Annotated in this window: 11 protein-coding genes; 4 read left to right on the forward strand and 7 right to left on the reverse strand. The window is 67.5% G+C overall.

The features are described from left to right. Positions 1-16: 16 nt before the first annotated feature. The 3 genes from SLQ31_RS28525 to SLQ31_RS28535 form a co-directional block, all read right to left on the reverse strand. Positions 17-1,327 (reverse strand): hypothetical protein, encoded by a 1,311-nt coding sequence (locus SLQ31_RS28525; RefSeq protein WP_319437554.1) that lies wholly within the window; start codon positions 1,325-1,327, stop codon positions 17-19. 118 nt (positions 1,328-1,445) lie between these two features. After that, entirely contained in the window at positions 1,446-1,799 is a 354-nt protein-coding gene (locus tag SLQ31_RS28530) for a hypothetical protein (RefSeq protein ID WP_319437555.1), read from the reverse strand. Further along, complete coding sequence (locus SLQ31_RS28535) at positions 1,781-3,247, reverse strand: hypothetical protein (protein ID WP_319437556.1); 1,467 nt, start codon at positions 3,245-3,247, stop codon at positions 1,781-1,783. The genes SLQ31_RS28530 and SLQ31_RS28535 overlap by 19 nt, the downstream gene beginning before the upstream one ends. A gap of 84 nt (positions 3,248-3,331) precedes the next feature. Between SLQ31_RS28535 and SLQ31_RS28540 the strand changes: the two genes are divergently transcribed. Both SLQ31_RS28540 and SLQ31_RS28545 read left to right on the forward strand, forming a co-directional pair. Then, positions 3,332-4,693 (forward strand): flavin monoamine oxidase family protein, encoded by a 1,362-nt coding sequence (locus SLQ31_RS28540; RefSeq protein ID WP_319437557.1) that lies wholly within the window; start codon positions 3,332-3,334, stop codon positions 4,691-4,693. A 71-nt stretch (positions 4,694-4,764) separates the two neighbouring features. Further along, positions 4,765-5,508 (forward strand): hypothetical protein, encoded by a 744-nt coding sequence (locus tag SLQ31_RS28545; RefSeq protein ID WP_319437558.1) that lies wholly within the window; start codon positions 4,765-4,767, stop codon positions 5,506-5,508. 3 nt (positions 5,509-5,511) lie between these two features. Here SLQ31_RS28545 and SLQ31_RS28550 read toward each other — a convergent pair whose 3' ends face one another. From SLQ31_RS28550 to SLQ31_RS28560, 3 genes are read right to left on the reverse strand one after another with little or no spacing between them, the layout of a single operon-like run. Then, a complete protein-coding gene (locus SLQ31_RS28550; protein WP_319437559.1) occupies positions 5,512-6,249 on the reverse strand; it encodes a hypothetical protein in 738 nt (245 codons plus the stop codon). After that, a complete protein-coding gene (locus SLQ31_RS28555; RefSeq protein ID WP_319437560.1) occupies positions 6,246-7,430 on the reverse strand; it encodes a zinc ribbon domain-containing protein in 1,185 nt (394 codons plus the stop codon). The genes SLQ31_RS28550 and SLQ31_RS28555 overlap by 4 nt, the downstream gene beginning before the upstream one ends. Next, on the reverse strand, positions 7,427-9,004 hold the full coding sequence (locus SLQ31_RS28560; RefSeq protein WP_319437561.1) for a S53 family peptidase: 1,578 nt from the start codon (positions 9,002-9,004) through the stop codon (positions 7,427-7,429). Before SLQ31_RS28560 ends, SLQ31_RS28555 begins: the two co-directional genes overlap by 4 nt. Before the next feature lie 199 nt (positions 9,005-9,203). Here SLQ31_RS28560 and SLQ31_RS28565 point away from each other — a divergent pair, with 199 nt between their 5' ends. Together SLQ31_RS28565 and SLQ31_RS28570 are read left to right on the forward strand one after the other, a co-directional pair. After that, positions 9,204-11,099: a hypothetical protein gene (locus SLQ31_RS28565; protein ID WP_319437562.1), complete on the forward strand. Its 1,896-nt coding sequence runs from the start codon at positions 9,204-9,206 to the stop codon at positions 11,097-11,099. 10 nt (positions 11,100-11,109) lie between these two features. Continuing rightward, on the forward strand, positions 11,110-12,723 hold the full coding sequence (locus SLQ31_RS28570; protein ID WP_319437563.1) for a PecA family PE domain-processing aspartic protease: 1,614 nt from the start codon (positions 11,110-11,112) through the stop codon (positions 12,721-12,723). 6 nt (positions 12,724-12,729) lie between these two features. Here the strand turns inward: SLQ31_RS28570 and SLQ31_RS28575 are convergent, their stop codons facing one another. Beyond that, entirely contained in the window at positions 12,730-14,460 is a 1,731-nt protein-coding gene (locus SLQ31_RS28575; protein WP_413643257.1) for a metallophosphoesterase, read from the reverse strand. Between the last annotated feature and the right edge of the window lie 105 nt (positions 14,461-14,565).

Below are 14,565 nucleotides of genomic sequence, written 5' to 3' on the forward strand. Positions count from 1 at the left end.
CGGCAGGTGTCAGCGATTACACCGCGCCGCCGCCGGGGTTGCCGTTGTGACTGCCCGGGGTGCTACCGGTTCCGTCGCCACCGATGCCGCCCATGCCTGGATTGCCACCGGGTCCGCCCCGGCCGCCGTTGCCACCGTCCCCACCGATGCCGGTGCCCGGAATGGACTGGGCGCCACCGCCGTTGCCAGCTGCGCCACCGGGCCGGAAGAGCCCGTGGCTGTTGCCACCGTTTCCGCCGTGGCCGCCGGTGGCCGTGCTCGTGACGACGTTGCTTCCAGCGGCACCACCGGTTCCGCCCGCGCCGCCCCGGCCGGTGATACGCCCGCCATCCGCGCCCTTGCCGCCGTCCCCACCGAAGGCATTGCCCTTGCTGGAGCCGCTCCCCCCGGTGCCACCCGATCCGCCGTTGCCCACAACTCCAGCCTTGCCGCCGTTGCCGCCCGCACCCGCCCGCGCGGTGCCCGTGCCGGCGTTGCCGGTTCCGCCCTGGCCACCATCGCCACCACTGCCGAATACCCCGGCGTTGCCGCCCTGGCCGCCGAGGCCGCCGTTGGCGCCGCCGGTATCGAGGTTTTGGCCGGTACCGCCGTTGCCGCCCTTGCCGCCATTACCGATCAGCATGCCGCCGTTACCGCCTCGACCACCCTGGCGACCAATGGAGGCCACGTTCATCGAGCCGGTGAAGTCGCCGCCCCTGCCGCCGTCGCCCCCATTGCCGAATAGACCGGCGCTTCCGCCGTTGCCGGCCCTGCCGTTGTTGATCGACTGGACCCCGTCGCCACCGCGCCCCCCGTTGCCGAACAGCATCCCGCCCCGGCCACCGTCCTGACCAGCGCCGCCGTTGAATCCATTGCCGATCAACAGCCCCGCGTCGGGATGTTGGGCGGTGCCGTTGCTGACGTACACGGCAACCAGCGCGCGAATCTGGTCAGCGACCGCTCCCGGGGTCGCGAGGGCCGACACCTCGGCAGCCTGCCGATGCTTCGTGGCGACGACGGCGGTCACGTGGTGCGCGCTGACCGAGAGTCTGGGCACAGCGTCGACGGCGTGCGGCGCGCTCACGCGAGCGAACACCGTCACTTCGGCGCGCTGCGCGAGTACGTCGGGAACTAATACAACACTGCCCCTTGGTAATTCGATGTTCGCGGCGAGCAGCCTGTTCGGAGTTGCGGCGGCGTCTGGATACGTTGGCGATGCCGTCAGGACGTATGGCCGCACTTGGGTCGGAGGCGCCGCCGATGGCGGGTCACTCGGGAAATGCATTGCCGCCGTGGCGAGTACGTTCATCGCCGTAACAGTGATCACCTTCGTGGTGGCAAGCGTCATTGCCCGTCCCTTTCGTGGCGGCCGTCTTCGTTGACGGACTCACCTCGGTTCACGACAAGCGCACCCCAAACAGTTCACAGCAAGAAAGTGATCTGCATCACACCATGCCCCAGCGGAGCTAACCGCCGATTCCATTGTCGAGGCCGAGGTGGGTGATGAAATACCAAGGGATGCCGACCCACTGGACTACCGCCACGAGCGCGAGTGCGATCAGGCCGCCGACCAATCCGACGCCACGAGCCTTCGCGCTGACTGGCGCAACGGCGAGAAACAGGAAGAGAACGACGAGCACCCACTCCCCCCACATCAGGACCCGCTTGGGCGTCTCGGCCGCAAGGTCGTAATCGGTGAGGTGCGAATCCGGGAAGCCGGCGAAGTACAGATCCGAACCAGCAAGGACAGCCAGCACCAGCGCGGCGATAGCGCAGGCCGCGCACACCAACCGCACGGCCATCACATGCTGCGTTGCCACGAGCGATACACAACTCGGCCGACCGTCGCGGGATCTGGCTCCGGCGCACTCATTGAGGCATCGAGCCCCGAATGATCCTCCAGGGCAAGAACTTCGCGGAGATGCAACGCCACGTCGCCCTCAGCGTCGCGCTCAGGCTTCCTGAAGTACCACATCTGGGCCGCACCTGGCTTTAGCCGCTCCGGAAGATTGCCACTGACCGCGATCTCACGGATGCCGGGCCCGAACAGCGGACGAAGCACACCGCCGAACCAGTCACCACGAATGCTGCCGCGGCGCACCGGAAACCAGATGTTGGTCCATCGAGTCACGGCGAACGGTGACTGAGCCCCCAGAACGCCCGAATCCCGTGAGCCATAACTCGCCGGCCCCGGCTCGACAGAATCGACGGGCAACGCCTCCGACCGAGGTGGGCACCGAACCACTACACCTCTGCGGGTCAGCCGGTCGAAGAGCTCGTGGCGCCGACTGTCGGAGCGGCTGAGGCCGCCGAAGATCGGCGGGCGGCCAATGAACAGGTCGGCCAACGCCATCGGCGTTCCCACCGTCACGAAATCCGTTATCCGCCAGGGATTTCCCTGTGCCCGAATTTCCTGCCACAAGCCGAACTGTTTGGCCTGGAAATCGTCGAGTGCGCCCTGCGAGTCGTCGGCGGCCAGCCGGTCGGCGGCCGACTCGAGGCTGCCCAGGGATCCGAGACCACCGGGCGTCGCCTCCGGTGCGGCACGCAGCTCGTGCATCTCCTCCCACAGCGTCGTCAGCGCGTCGTAGGCGATATAGCCGCCGATGCCATGGCCCACCACCACAATCCGTGCGTAGCGGCCTTGGTGCAGCGTGTACAGCAGATCGACAAGCCCACCGCGAATTGCACGCCTGGCGGCATGTGACTCCGGCGCCATCAGGTCGAAGTAGCGCGCGACGTTCACAAAGCCGGTCGTCAGAAAGCTGCGGGTCAACGCCCGCGGCGCCATCCGAAACACCGCGACTGCGACGCTGAGGACCACCACGCTGGTGACCAGCCCAACGATCCACCCGGCTACGCCCGACTGCAGGTAATAACCGCCCACCACAAACAAACCCAGCAGTACGGCGATGGGCACCAGCAGCACCAACCACACCGCGCGCCAGACGCCGAACACCTGGTCGGGCACGTGGCGCGGCCGGCGCAGGAACAGCCGCGCCAGCGCGGGCAGGAATCCCGCGTATCGCGAGCTCGTCAACAGGAATGACCAGTCGTACTCGTAGAGCTCGACACCCGTCGAGGGGGCGATGTAGCGGCGCGCCTCGTAGGAATCGGTGATCTCGACGGGCTGCGGGTAGTACTCCCAACCGCCCTCGCCCGGAGGCAACACCGTCTTGGCGAAATCGTCGAAGATATCCATCGGCCGGCGTTCGAGCAGACCGTGCACGAACACCACGGCGGTACGTGCGGCGTTATCGGTGCTCATCGTCCTCCTGGGACCGTGCGGCGTGCAGGTTAACACTTTGCCAAAACGCCCACAGAATTCGCACAGCTCGGCGCACCATAAGCCATGGCTGATGTGGACTTCTGCGTAATCGGTGCGGGCTTTGCCGGGCTCACGGCAGCGTTGCGACTCAAACAAGCGGGCCGATCGGTGGCCCTTCTGGAAGCCCGCGACCGAGTCGGTGGGCGCACGTTCACCGTCGAAGGCCCAGAGGGTATTTGGATCGACCGCGGTGGCGCCTGGATCGGGCCCGGTCAGGATGCCATCTACGGGCTGATGAAGGAGTTCGGCGTCGCCAGCTACAAGCAGTTCATCGATGGCGAAGCCATGATGGTCGTCGAGGGCAAGCACTACCGCTACGAGGGCACCATTCCGCTGACGATGAGCCCTTGGGCAGCACTCAATATGGGCGCGGTCTTCCTCGATTTGACCCGGCTGTGTAAGACGATTCCCCTTGAGAAGCCTTGGGAAGCCAAGAACGCCGCCAAGCTGGACCGCATCAGCTACGCCGAGTGGCTGGACAACCACACACTGTCCAAGCCGGCGCACACGTTGCTGGAATCGTCGATTTCGGGTCTTTACACATCTGCAGCCTCTGAGGTGTCGATGCTGTTCGTGCTCCGCCAGCTGGCCTCCGGCGGCGGTCCGTCTTTCGTGCTTGGCATCAAGGACGGGTCCCAGGATTCGCGCATCGTCGGCGGCATGGGTGCGGTCTCCGGTGCGATCGCCGCCGAGCTTGGCGGTGCGATTCAGCTGAGCACGCCGGTGCGGCGCATCATCCAGGACGACGAGGGCGTCACCGTTGAGGCTGAGAACACGACGTTGCGCGCCCAACGCGTCATCGTGGCCGTGCCGATTGCGATCGCCAGTCAGATCCTCTACGAGCCGATGCTGCCGGTGGACCGGTCCTTCCTGCATCAGCGCATGCCCAGCGGTGCCGTCGTCAAGATCAACATCGTGTACGACGAGCCGTTCTGGCGTAAGGACGGCCTGACGGGTCAGACGTTCGCGCCGGGCTCGCTGGCGAACCTGACCATCGACGCGTCCACCGACCAGCCCCGCCCCGGGGTGATGTGCGTGATCACCGAAGGCCCTGAGGCCCGCCGGTACTCGAAGATGGACCACGACGAGCGAAGGAAAGAAGTCCTGGCGGCCTTGGTCGAGCGATTCGGCGAGAAGGCCGCCACCCCGGTGGCCTACCTCGACCAGGACTGGACGGTCGAGCGCTACTCCGGCGGCGGCATGCTCAGTCACACCCCGCCCGGTGTGCTCACCGAATTCGGACCGGCCATTACCGAACCCTGCGGTCGCATCCACTGGGCCGGCACCGAGACGTCGGGGGTCATGCACGGCTGGGTCGACGGCGCCGTTCGCTCCGGAGAGCGCGCTGCCAAAGAAGTCATCCAGTACGAACCGGCAAAAGCCTGAACCGAGGAAGACCCGAAATGATCAGTACCACAAGAGATTTCAAGACACGGCTTGGGAGTGGGCTGCTGGCCATGGCCGTCGCGACAGGCGTGAGCACCGCGGCAATCGGGGTGGCACCTGCCGCAAATGCCTCGTGCGCATCGTTTTTCGGCCTCGGCAACACGGCGAACTGCCATAGCACGTTCGGCAGCATCGCTATCGCGATCGGTTCAACGGCCGCGGCCCAGGCGGACGGACTATTCGGCGTCGCGTTCGCATCGGGCACCAATGCGGGCGCCGTCGCCTTGGGCATCCTGGGGGCCGCCATCAGCGTCGGCACGAACGCGCAAACCGGGTCCGGATCGGGAACGGAGCCGATTCAGCTCGGCAATGTCGCCATCGATTTCGGCAACCATAGCGGCGCGCAAAATGCTGTGGCAGCATCGGGCCTCGGCAACCTCGCCGTCAACCTTGGCGGCACCGACGTATTCGTTTTCGCGAGTGGCGCACTCAACAACGCCACCAATGTATCCGGCACGGGTTCGAACGTCGGTAGCGCCGGTGTGCTCACGTGGTCGTTCAACGTCCTTGGATCGAACAACTTCGTGAGTGCCGGCCCCGGCTTCCTCGCGGTCGCCGGATCGGTCGCCCAAAGAGGCGCGACCCTGGCGCAGGCGCCGTTCGGCATCAATATCAACGGTGCAGCACTGCCGCCGAGTGCGGCCGCTCGTCAGGCGGCGCTGCGAAACCACCGAGCATCCATTGCGCCGAAGTCAGTTTCAGCGGCGTCCGCGAAGGCTTCGAAACGAGGCACCGCACACAGCGTGCGGGGCTGACCGCTAGCGGGGCGGATCACCCTTCCACTGAAAGCTGTTGATGTACTTGCCCAGATCCTGGGCGAGTTGCAGGTTGGCTCCCGAGGGCAGGCTCGGGCCGTCGCCGGGCCGGAACGGGTGATACGGGCCGATTGCCGCACCGACGAGCGTCAGGTCGTTCTTCACCGCGGCCATCACCACGATGCGGGTGCGCCGGGCCACCCCGCTGGTGCCCTGGGGGTAGACGTCCAAGACGGCGCCGTAGCCGAGTTGATAACCCACGGTCGCGTTCGGCAGCACATAGGCGACGGTGGCATCAGGCTGCTTGTCGTGCAACAGATCATCGACGACCTGCTCGGCCGTGCGACCCTTGGCGGGAACCTCGAACAGCTCCATCGTTCCGCCGTCGCCACCGGTGAAGACCGCGGTGACCCCGTCGCCGTCCTTCGTGATCGTGTAGGCCGACCCCTCTCCCGGGTAGGCCACCGAGAACGACCCGTCGGCCGGCGAGTAGCGCGGATTGGCTTGCACCGGAATGCCGGTCGGCGGTCGACCGCACTCCGGCGGGCATGCGTAGCGAACCGGTGGAGCCGCGGTCAGTAGCGAGGCCGCGGTCATCGCGCCGACCACCACCACCAGCCCCGAGCCCAGCAGGAGCAACAACCGGCGCAGCGAGGTATAACGCAGCGGCGGCGCCGTATACGACCCCGACAGCACCGAATAGCCAGGCGCCAGTTCGCGAGACACCGACGGCGCGCTCATCGCGGCACCAACTCGGTGCCGGGCTGCGGCCGGTCCCGTCGCCGCGCCTCCCGCGAGGTCCGCGACGCGGCGTGTGCGGCGACACCGCATGCGGGGCAGAACGCCACATCGGGCACGACGTGGCCACACCCCGGACACAGGATCGGTAGCTCGGGATGCAGCGTGTCCTGCGGCTCATGCAGCACCGCCACCTGCATTCCCACCCGCAAGGCCGCCACCGCCGCGAGCGCCAGCGCCACATGCACCAAAAACTGGAGATCCGAAGCGATCTGCAGCACCTCGACGAGCCCGACATTGGCGTACGCCGCCGCGGCCACCACCAGGATCAAGCAGCCGGCCGCCAGCTGGCGGATGCGGGAGGTACCCGGCCGGCGGGTGTACCACAGCCCGATTCCGACCAGGCCGCTCACCGATGCCGCGGTCAGCGGCATCGTGAGGCCACGGACCCCGGCCTCGATCAACAGATCGGTGACGGTCTGATCGCTGATGGTGATGCCTGCGTCGATCTCCTGAACCAGTCGGACCATCGTCGCCGTCACCGCGAACACCATCGCCCCGAGCACACCGATGGCGAAGCCGTACAACGACTCTCGGATCGGCGGTCGCGTCAACCGAACCAGCACCGTCGGCAGTTGCATCGCCAGCAGTCCCCCGAACGGAATCAGGAGGGCATCTCGCACGAGCGTCGCGGTTGGCACTTCGGTGCCCAACCCGAGGCTGTACGACTCGGCGACGATGGCTGCGGTCAACTGCGCCCACCCAACCCCGACCGCGATACCGAACACCACGGTCAAACCCCATACCCGCCACGGCAAGTCGGCGATGACACCGGTCTCAGTCAGGTAGATCACGAACAGCAGCACCGGGGCGAACGTGGCCACGGCCACCATCGGCACATACCAGTGCAGCACGCAGGACACGATCAGCAGGGTTGCCACCAGCGCAAGGCCGACCCGGAACGTGCCTTGCGAGCGGCGCGGCAGGTGCGGGAACATCGAGCTGACCAGCGAAGGCTGCAGCACGTTTTCACCCGGTGCCGCGACAAATGCGTTGACTCGCAGCCAGTCCGGGCCACCGCCGCGTTCATGGATCAGCCGTGCGCCACACCGCCCGCAGAATCTGCCCGCAGGCACGTCGTGCCCGCACAGCGGGCACGGCATGGTTTCGAGTTGCCCGGTCACGCCAGTCCCCGCTGAACGTCGAGGATGTCGCGGGCCAGGTTGTCGACGTTGGGCGTGCCCAGACCGGTCACCATGTCGTAGCCCGGTCCGGCGACGGCGACGGCGTTGGTGCCGAGCACGATGTCATGGAAGGCGGGCCGGGTAGCTCCCCCGGCGATGCGGTACAGCGTCGGGTTGAAGTCCCCCAGTGCGCGTCCCCCGTTGTCGAGCAGGAACTGATTCAGCACCGCCGCGATGCCGGCCCATAGTGGCGCCGCCTGCGATGTGCCGCCGCCCACGACGAGCTGCTGGTGCAGGACTATCACGGCGCCGGTCGTGGTGTCGGCGACAGCAGAGATATCCGGTGTCAGCCGACGCAACGAGGTGTCGGGTGCGGCGGTCTGCCACGGCGGGCGCTCGAACAAGGCGGAGATTCCGCCACCGCTGCCCTGGGTCAGCGGCCCGTCGCTCCAGCCGTGCTCGGCGAGCCACTGGTAGTGCTCGTCGGTCGACAGTGAGGTGCCCCCGACGGTCGTCACCTCGGGCAATGAGGCGACCGCGTCCAGGCCGACGTCGGACGGGCCGGGCGGGGCCGACCAGTCGTGGCCGCGTTTGCATTCCAGACCGGCGAGATCTCCGCTGGCGTTGAACACGGTGGTGCCGCGAGCCACCGCGTCGGCCACCGCTTCGCGGACCGGAGCCAGATCGGCGGCGGTGAGCAGCCGGTCGCAACCCCACCCGATCGACAGACTCCACACCGCGCCCGGGAATCGCTGGGCCGCGTCCTGCATCATCTCGGCGATCTTGACGTACGTGCCCCCGCCCCCGACCGTCGGACGCGCGTTGACCAGGACCTTGCGTGCATCCGGTGCCAGCGCGTGGGCCACTTGCAGGTCCATCGAGGCCTCGTTGTTGCGCTGCTCGGGCATCCCGCCCACGACCTCGGGGGTGAACGTGGGCAACTCGTAGGTCTTGGCATACATGTCGAGGTCGGCCTGGTCGAAACCGTCGAACGCGAACACCACGATCGTGGTGCCTTTGCCGGTGTAGCCGGCGTCGGCCAGCGGCCGCACGCTGTAGATGGTGCGCAGCGCATCGGGCGGCAGACTGTGGTCGGGCACATCCAGCGGCCGAATCGCGGGACTGCTCGAGTGATACGGCGTGTAGCTGAGGATGCGGCCCAGCCCCGACACCGAATCACGTAGCGCCGCAGGTACGTCCGGTTGCTCGGGCGAGGCGTAGAACTGTTCGCCGGACGGGTTGCGGTAGTCGCGCACCTGCACACCCAGCGCGGCGGCGACATTGGCCGGTGGCCCCTGCAGAACTGCCCAGCCGGCGCCCGGCTGCCAGCGCACCGACAGGCCGTTGGCCGCCGCCCACTTCTGCAATCGGTCCGGAGGCTGGGTTCCGCGGAGTTCGGCGGTCAGCTCGACAGCCTGGGCGTGGGATTCGCCGAGGTTCGCCGAGGCGGCGAGCAGCAACTCATATGGCCCGGTAATCGCTTGTGCCGGAGGCGAATCGGTGTGTGTTCGCACCCCGCAGGAGGCAAGCGCGAGCACGCCCACCGATAGCAGGGCTAGCACCGTACGAGACATGGGTGAACCGAACCATAGTGCACCGGCGTGCAGCTCGCAGGAATCTGGCCGCGCGCGGTGCTGAGGATATCTGGCAAATCAAAATTGCCGTGCCGCAGCGCTTGACTTGGCTAATTAACGGCCCTAACTTGATCCTTGCATCTCGCGAGCCGCTGGCAAACTAATTGGCCGATCGTGTGGATGACGTTTGGGGGGAAACGTGGCTGACCGCCGCTCGCTGGACCATCGGACGCCACTGCGGAGAATTCTCCCGGTCACCCATGCCGTTGTCGCAGGTGCCGCGTTAACCGGCGGCATCGCCTTCTCGATCGGTGCGGCAGCGACCGCCTCCGCAGCGCCTGACCAGTGGTGGGTGCTCGGGCACGACTCCAAGGCGTCGGTGACCTCAGATTCCACTCCGCTCGCCCTAGCCGCGGCCGCAGGCAACATGCGGCCCATCGTGGGACAGGGCGGATGGCTGATCGGCAACGGGCTCGACGCACCGACCGACTGCACGGGCAGTGCCTGCAACGGCGGTAACGCCGGCCTGCTGTGGGGCAACGGCGGCACTGGCGCGAACGGCGGCAGCGGCGGCAACGCGGGCATGTTCTTCGGCAACGGTGGCGACGGCGCCGCCGGAGTCGAGGCCGTCTACCAGAACGGGACACTCGTCACCGCGGCAAAGGCCGGCGGAAACGGTGGTCATGGCGGTTTGCTGCTGGGCAATGGCGGTGAGGGCGGCACCGGCGCGGCCGCGGTCTACGACGCCGACGGGAACCGGACGTCGGCGGCCACCAAGGGCGGCAACGGCGGCAACGGCGGCGCGATCTTTGGCAACGGTGGCAACGGTGGCACGGGCGGAGCCGACGACAACAGCCTGCAGGCGGAAACGGTCGAAACCGGCGGGGCCGGTGGCAACGGCGGAAACGGCGGCTGGCTCAGCGGCGACGCGGGTAGCGGCGGCGACGGCGGCATGGCCCACGACAGTTTCGACGGCCAGCCCACCGGTGGCGCAGGCGGTATCGGCGGAAAGACAGCCTTCGGTCTCGCCGGCGGTGGTGGCAACGGCGGTGCGGCCGACTCCGTCAGCGGCGACGCCAGTGGCGGTGCCGGCGGTGCCGGCGGATCCTCGACCCACAGCACCGGCGGCAGCGGAGGCGGCGGCGGCAGCGCCCGTTCCGACCAAGCCGGCGCGTTCGCCGGTAAAGGTGGCGCCGGCGGATCGTCCACCGTTGGCAACGGTGGCGCGGGCGGCACGGGAGGCACGGCCGACTCCACGAGCACCGACGCGGGCGCCGGTGTGGTCGCCGGCGATGGCGGCAAAGGCGGCAGCACCACCGTGGGAACTGCGGGCAGGGGCGGCGACGGAGGCAGCGGCAATGCAGCGCAGTCGGCGTCGAATGGCGGTGTGGGCGGCGCGGGCGGCTCATCGACCGTCGGCAACGGCGGTGCGGGCGGTGCGGGCGGCGCCGCCGAGTCCGCGAGCACCACGGACGTCGACGCCCGTGGCGGCGTGGGCGGCAAGGGCGGTGGGACCAATATCGGCTCGGGTGGCAGCGCCGGAAACGGCGGCGAGGCGACTGGAACGAATTCCGCCAATGCCTTGGGCGGTCATGGCGGCGCCGCCGGATTCGCCGTCGCCGGCAGCGGAGGAACCGGCGGCGATGGCGGCAAGGCCTCGTCAGCCGATGGCTCGGCCACGGGCGGTGAAGGCGGCAACGGCGGCAACAACGTGGGCGGCCCCGTCACCGTCTTCGGGACCGGCGGCCGCGGCGGCAACGGCGGTGACGCATCGGCCAGCGGCAACGGCGACGCCTCGGGCGGCAACGCCTCGCCGGGAGGTCAGGGCGGCGTCATCCTGGGCACCGGCGGCCGCGGCGGCAACGGCGGTAGCGCAACGACCAAGGGCACTGGTACCGCCAAGGGCGGGACCGCCGGCAGCGGCGCGTACGGCGGATTGATCGCCGGAACCGGCGGAAACGGCGGCAATGGGGGCGACGCGACAGCGCCCACGCCGGAAAAAGCCAAGCCAGGCAAGGCTCAAGGCGGTGGCCTCGGCGGATTCGGCGGATCAAGTGGCCGCCCTGGCCATGACGGCACCGCGCATTCGGGTTAGGGGAATTCCAATGAAGCACAAGCGAACTCGTCAGCCGTATACCTGGCTTGGCGCAGGGGCGATCACCCTAGGCATCGGCGCGGCGCTGGCCGCCGGTAGCGCTGTCGCGTCCGCGGACACCGGACAATCCGGCCCCTCCGGGACCAAGGGCGAGTCGAGTACCTCCGTCTCCCATGCAAAGACGAGCTCAGCCCATTCGCGAACCCGAACCGCAACGGCGCCGACCGCCAAGCGCGTGGCACCCAGCAGTGCGTCGACAGTCACAGCCAAGTCGAGGGCGACGGTAACCACCGCGGCAGCAGCCGAATCCACGGCCCCCTCCCGCGCAGCCGATCCCGATCCCAACTACGGCAACGAGTCCTTCCTCCCCGGCAACGAAGTCATCGTTCCCGGCAGCGCAGTGAAGTTGGCGTTGCAGCAGATCGCCCAGACCCAGAGCCTCCTGCAGGCCAAGACATGGGGCACCGGCAATGTGGTGTCCGGGGTGGCTTCTGTTGTGCCCCAGATGTTTTTGACCGAAGCGGCCTGGGCGTTGAACACCTGGCAGAACTCGATGGAAGGGGCAAAGGCGGCGGTGGCCAACACCACCGGGGTCCCCGTCGTCCATCAACTCGCCCAGCTGTCGCTGCTGGCGACCATGATGCTGCCGACGGCGGCCGGCCTGGCCCTGAACGCAGCCGACGCGACCGTCCCCGTCGTCGGAGCACTCGGGTCCCCCACCGCGGCATCGCAGGCCGCGAGCCTCATCAGCCTGGCGCAGCGCAACGGCATGGTCTACTCGGCACACCTGTTGCGGACGGCCGGCAACGCGGAGATCGTCTACATCTCGGTCAACGGTGGTCCCGTGGTACCGATCCAGCTCGACACCGGGTCTTCCGGGCTGACCATCCTGCGAAAGTATGTGGGACAGAAGGATCTTGGACCGTCGACCGGGTCAGGTGAGAGCGGCTACGGCGACGATGACAACTCGGTGTTCTACAACTATCACACCTACATGACGACGATAGACTTCGGCAACGGCGCGGTCACCGCACCGGGCAACATCAGGATCGTCGATGCAGACTCCGAAAACGCGTTTGACAACTACGGGACCGCACCCCAGGGCACGGCGGGCACATTGGGTATCGGTGCCAATGTCGGTTCCGGTCCAACCTCGACCGCACTACTTCCCGGTGAGACCAGGGACGGAATGTTGATGTACGAGAAGATCATCGGCCCGTGGGGACTGGTCGTTTTCGGCCCCAACCCGCTGCCGTCGAAGGGATCGGTCGTCGGCGCCCCGATCGCTGATGTGCAGGTGCAGATGAACGACGGGACAAAGACGACGGTCAGGACCAGCGTCGACTCCGGCGGGGAGACCGGCAACCTGCCTTACTCCGTCGCCGGTGACGCCCGCGACGGGGACAAGCTCAAGCCGGGGACGAAAGTTTCGGTGTACACCGCCGACGGGCTGACCCTGCTGTACACCTATGTCATCAACGCCAAGAACAGTCCGGCTCTCTACGACGGCGACACGGCCGGGACCAAGCCGAACACCGGACGCATCCCGTGGGATCTCGGACCGATGTACATCGACTACGGGACCCCGGATCGACTGGGCGCCACTCACTTCGACTTCTTCTGACACACCTCAGGCGCGGACCTGGCGGCGGTAGGTCAGCTTGTCGAATTCCTGCCCGTACTCGTCGACGGCGGTCACGTCCATCTCACTGATCAGGTTGCCGGGCCGCACGTCGACGCGGATGAACGCATAGTTGCGGAACCGCACCCGCGACCAGCCGACCGCCTCGGCCTTCTTGTGGCCGTCGGCCGTCCACACGTAGCTGTTGGGCACGAAGGTGTCCAGTAGCTCGTGGCCGCGGTAGCTTTCCTGCTCCCCCGGCTGGAAGTTGTAGCGACGCCGCCCGCCGGAACCCACTGTGTAGTAGACGGTTCCGTCGGTCTCCGGGTACACGATCGCGTTGTCCTCGGCGGTCCGGGTGGGCGCGCCGGCCCGCATCGGATCGGTCCGTTCGAAGGCATGGTTGTGACCTTGGAGCACCAAGTCGACCTGGTAGCGGTCGAACAGCGCACCCCAGGCCGCCCGCACTCCCCCGTCGCTGGCGTGGTCGGAAACGGTGGAGTACGCGCAGTGATGGAAGAAGGCGACGATGAAGTCGATGTCGGGGTTGGCCCGGTGCGCCGCCAACGTCGCGTCCACCCAACCGTTTTGGGCTCCATGCGAATACCCGGTGTTGGCGGTGATCTCGTCGCTGACATCGTTGGCGTCCAGCGAGAGCACCGCGACGTTGCCGTAGGTGAACGAATAGACCGACGGGCATCCTGCCGGACCGTTGCCCGGAAAGTCCAGCCGTTTCAGATGCCCACCGTAGCCGTGCACCGGGTAGGCGGCTTCCATGTCGTGGTTACCCGTGGCGAACATCCACGGGGTCGTCGATGCGCTGGCCTCGATGGAACCCAGATACACGTCCCACACGAACGGGTTGAACTTGTCGAAACCCTTGGGCGGATCCCCTTTTCGGACGAACGCCGCGGGCTCGCCCATGCCGGTGGGATCGGCGTAGGCGATGTCACCGGCGAGCACATGAAAGTCCGGGCGCGAGGCGATGATCTGGTTGAGCACATTGCCGGCATGCGCAACCGACGGATCGTTGTCGGGCTTGTAGGAGTTGTCGTCGTAGTCGCCGGGGGCAAGGCCAGCTGGAAACGAGGGCGTGTCATTGGTGCCCTGGTCGCCCATCATCGTAAACCGGAACCAGCCCACGGCATTTCGCGCGCTGGGCATCGCGGTTGCCGCGGAACGCACATCGCTGACGAAGCCGTCGTCGGTGCGCCAGCGGTAGAAGTGCGGCGCACGTCCTGGCAGTCCGTCCAGCGGCGCATGGACGTAGAACTGCTCGGCCGACAGCACTCCGCCGCTGCTGTCGGGGATCTGGGTGACCAGGTTGCGGACCTCCGCCTCGACCGCCGCCCCCAGACCCGGCGTCGGCCCGTGGTCGACGAAGACCTTGGTTGCGCCGGGGTTGCGCGAGAGCTGGGCGGCCAGCCTCAGCTGGGTCGAGGCGTCCGAGCCGTAGCCGACTCGCCGTCCCGCCACCCCCAAGGGTGCATCCTGGGCGTACGCCCGGTGCCCGAACGGCGCGGTGCCCAGCGCGGCCACCGCCGCCGCGGCCGCCGATCCACGCAAGAAGTTGCGCCGGGATACCCGGTGGCGCCGCAGATAGTTCTGATGCCACTCGTGCTGCTCGGCCATCGTCATCCGGCCGGCCAGCGCCGCCGGAACGCCGGTGTCGGGAAACTCCACCCCTGGATCGTGACGCAAGTACCTGCGGGGACGTGGAATAGGCAGGAAATTCCACATGAACAAATTCATGAACGCCTGCGCTAATTACGACGCGGTTTCAATTCCACTCCAATCGTCCTCCAAGCTTTGCTGGCTACCGTGGCCTCCGTAGATTCAGCTGTG

It is taken from the genome of Mycobacterium sp. RTGN5 (assembly GCF_033804465.1).
Taxonomy (GTDB): domain Bacteria; phylum Actinomycetota; class Actinomycetes; order Mycobacteriales; family Mycobacteriaceae; genus Mycobacterium.

Bases quoted from the DNA above. Each gene is read 5' to 3' on its own strand.
- SLQ31_RS28525 (WP_319437554.1), bottom strand. From the start codon at position 1,327: ATGACGCTTGCCACCACGAAGGTGATCACTGTTACGGCGATGAACGTA.
- SLQ31_RS28535 (WP_319437556.1), bottom strand. From the start codon at position 3,247: ATGAGCACCGATAACGCCGCACGTACCGCCGTGGTGTTCGTGCACGGT.
- SLQ31_RS28540 (WP_319437557.1), top strand. From the start codon at position 3,332: ATGGCTGATGTGGACTTCTGCGTAATCGGTGCGGGCTTTGCCGGGCTC.
- SLQ31_RS28545 (WP_319437558.1), top strand. From the start codon at position 4,765: ATGGCCGTCGCGACAGGCGTGAGCACCGCGGCAATCGGGGTGGCACCT.
- SLQ31_RS28550 (WP_319437559.1), bottom strand. From the start codon at position 6,249: ATGAGCGCGCCGTCGGTGTCTCGCGAACTGGCGCCTGGCTATTCGGTG.
- SLQ31_RS28560 (WP_319437561.1), bottom strand. From the start codon at position 9,004: ATGTCTCGTACGGTGCTAGCCCTGCTATCGGTGGGCGTGCTCGCGCTT.
- SLQ31_RS28570 (WP_319437563.1), top strand. From the start codon at position 11,110: ATGAAGCACAAGCGAACTCGTCAGCCGTATACCTGGCTTGGCGCAGGG.
- SLQ31_RS28575 (WP_413643257.1), bottom strand. From the start codon at position 14,460: ATGTGGAATTTCCTGCCTATTCCACGTCCCCGCAGGTACTTGCGTCAC.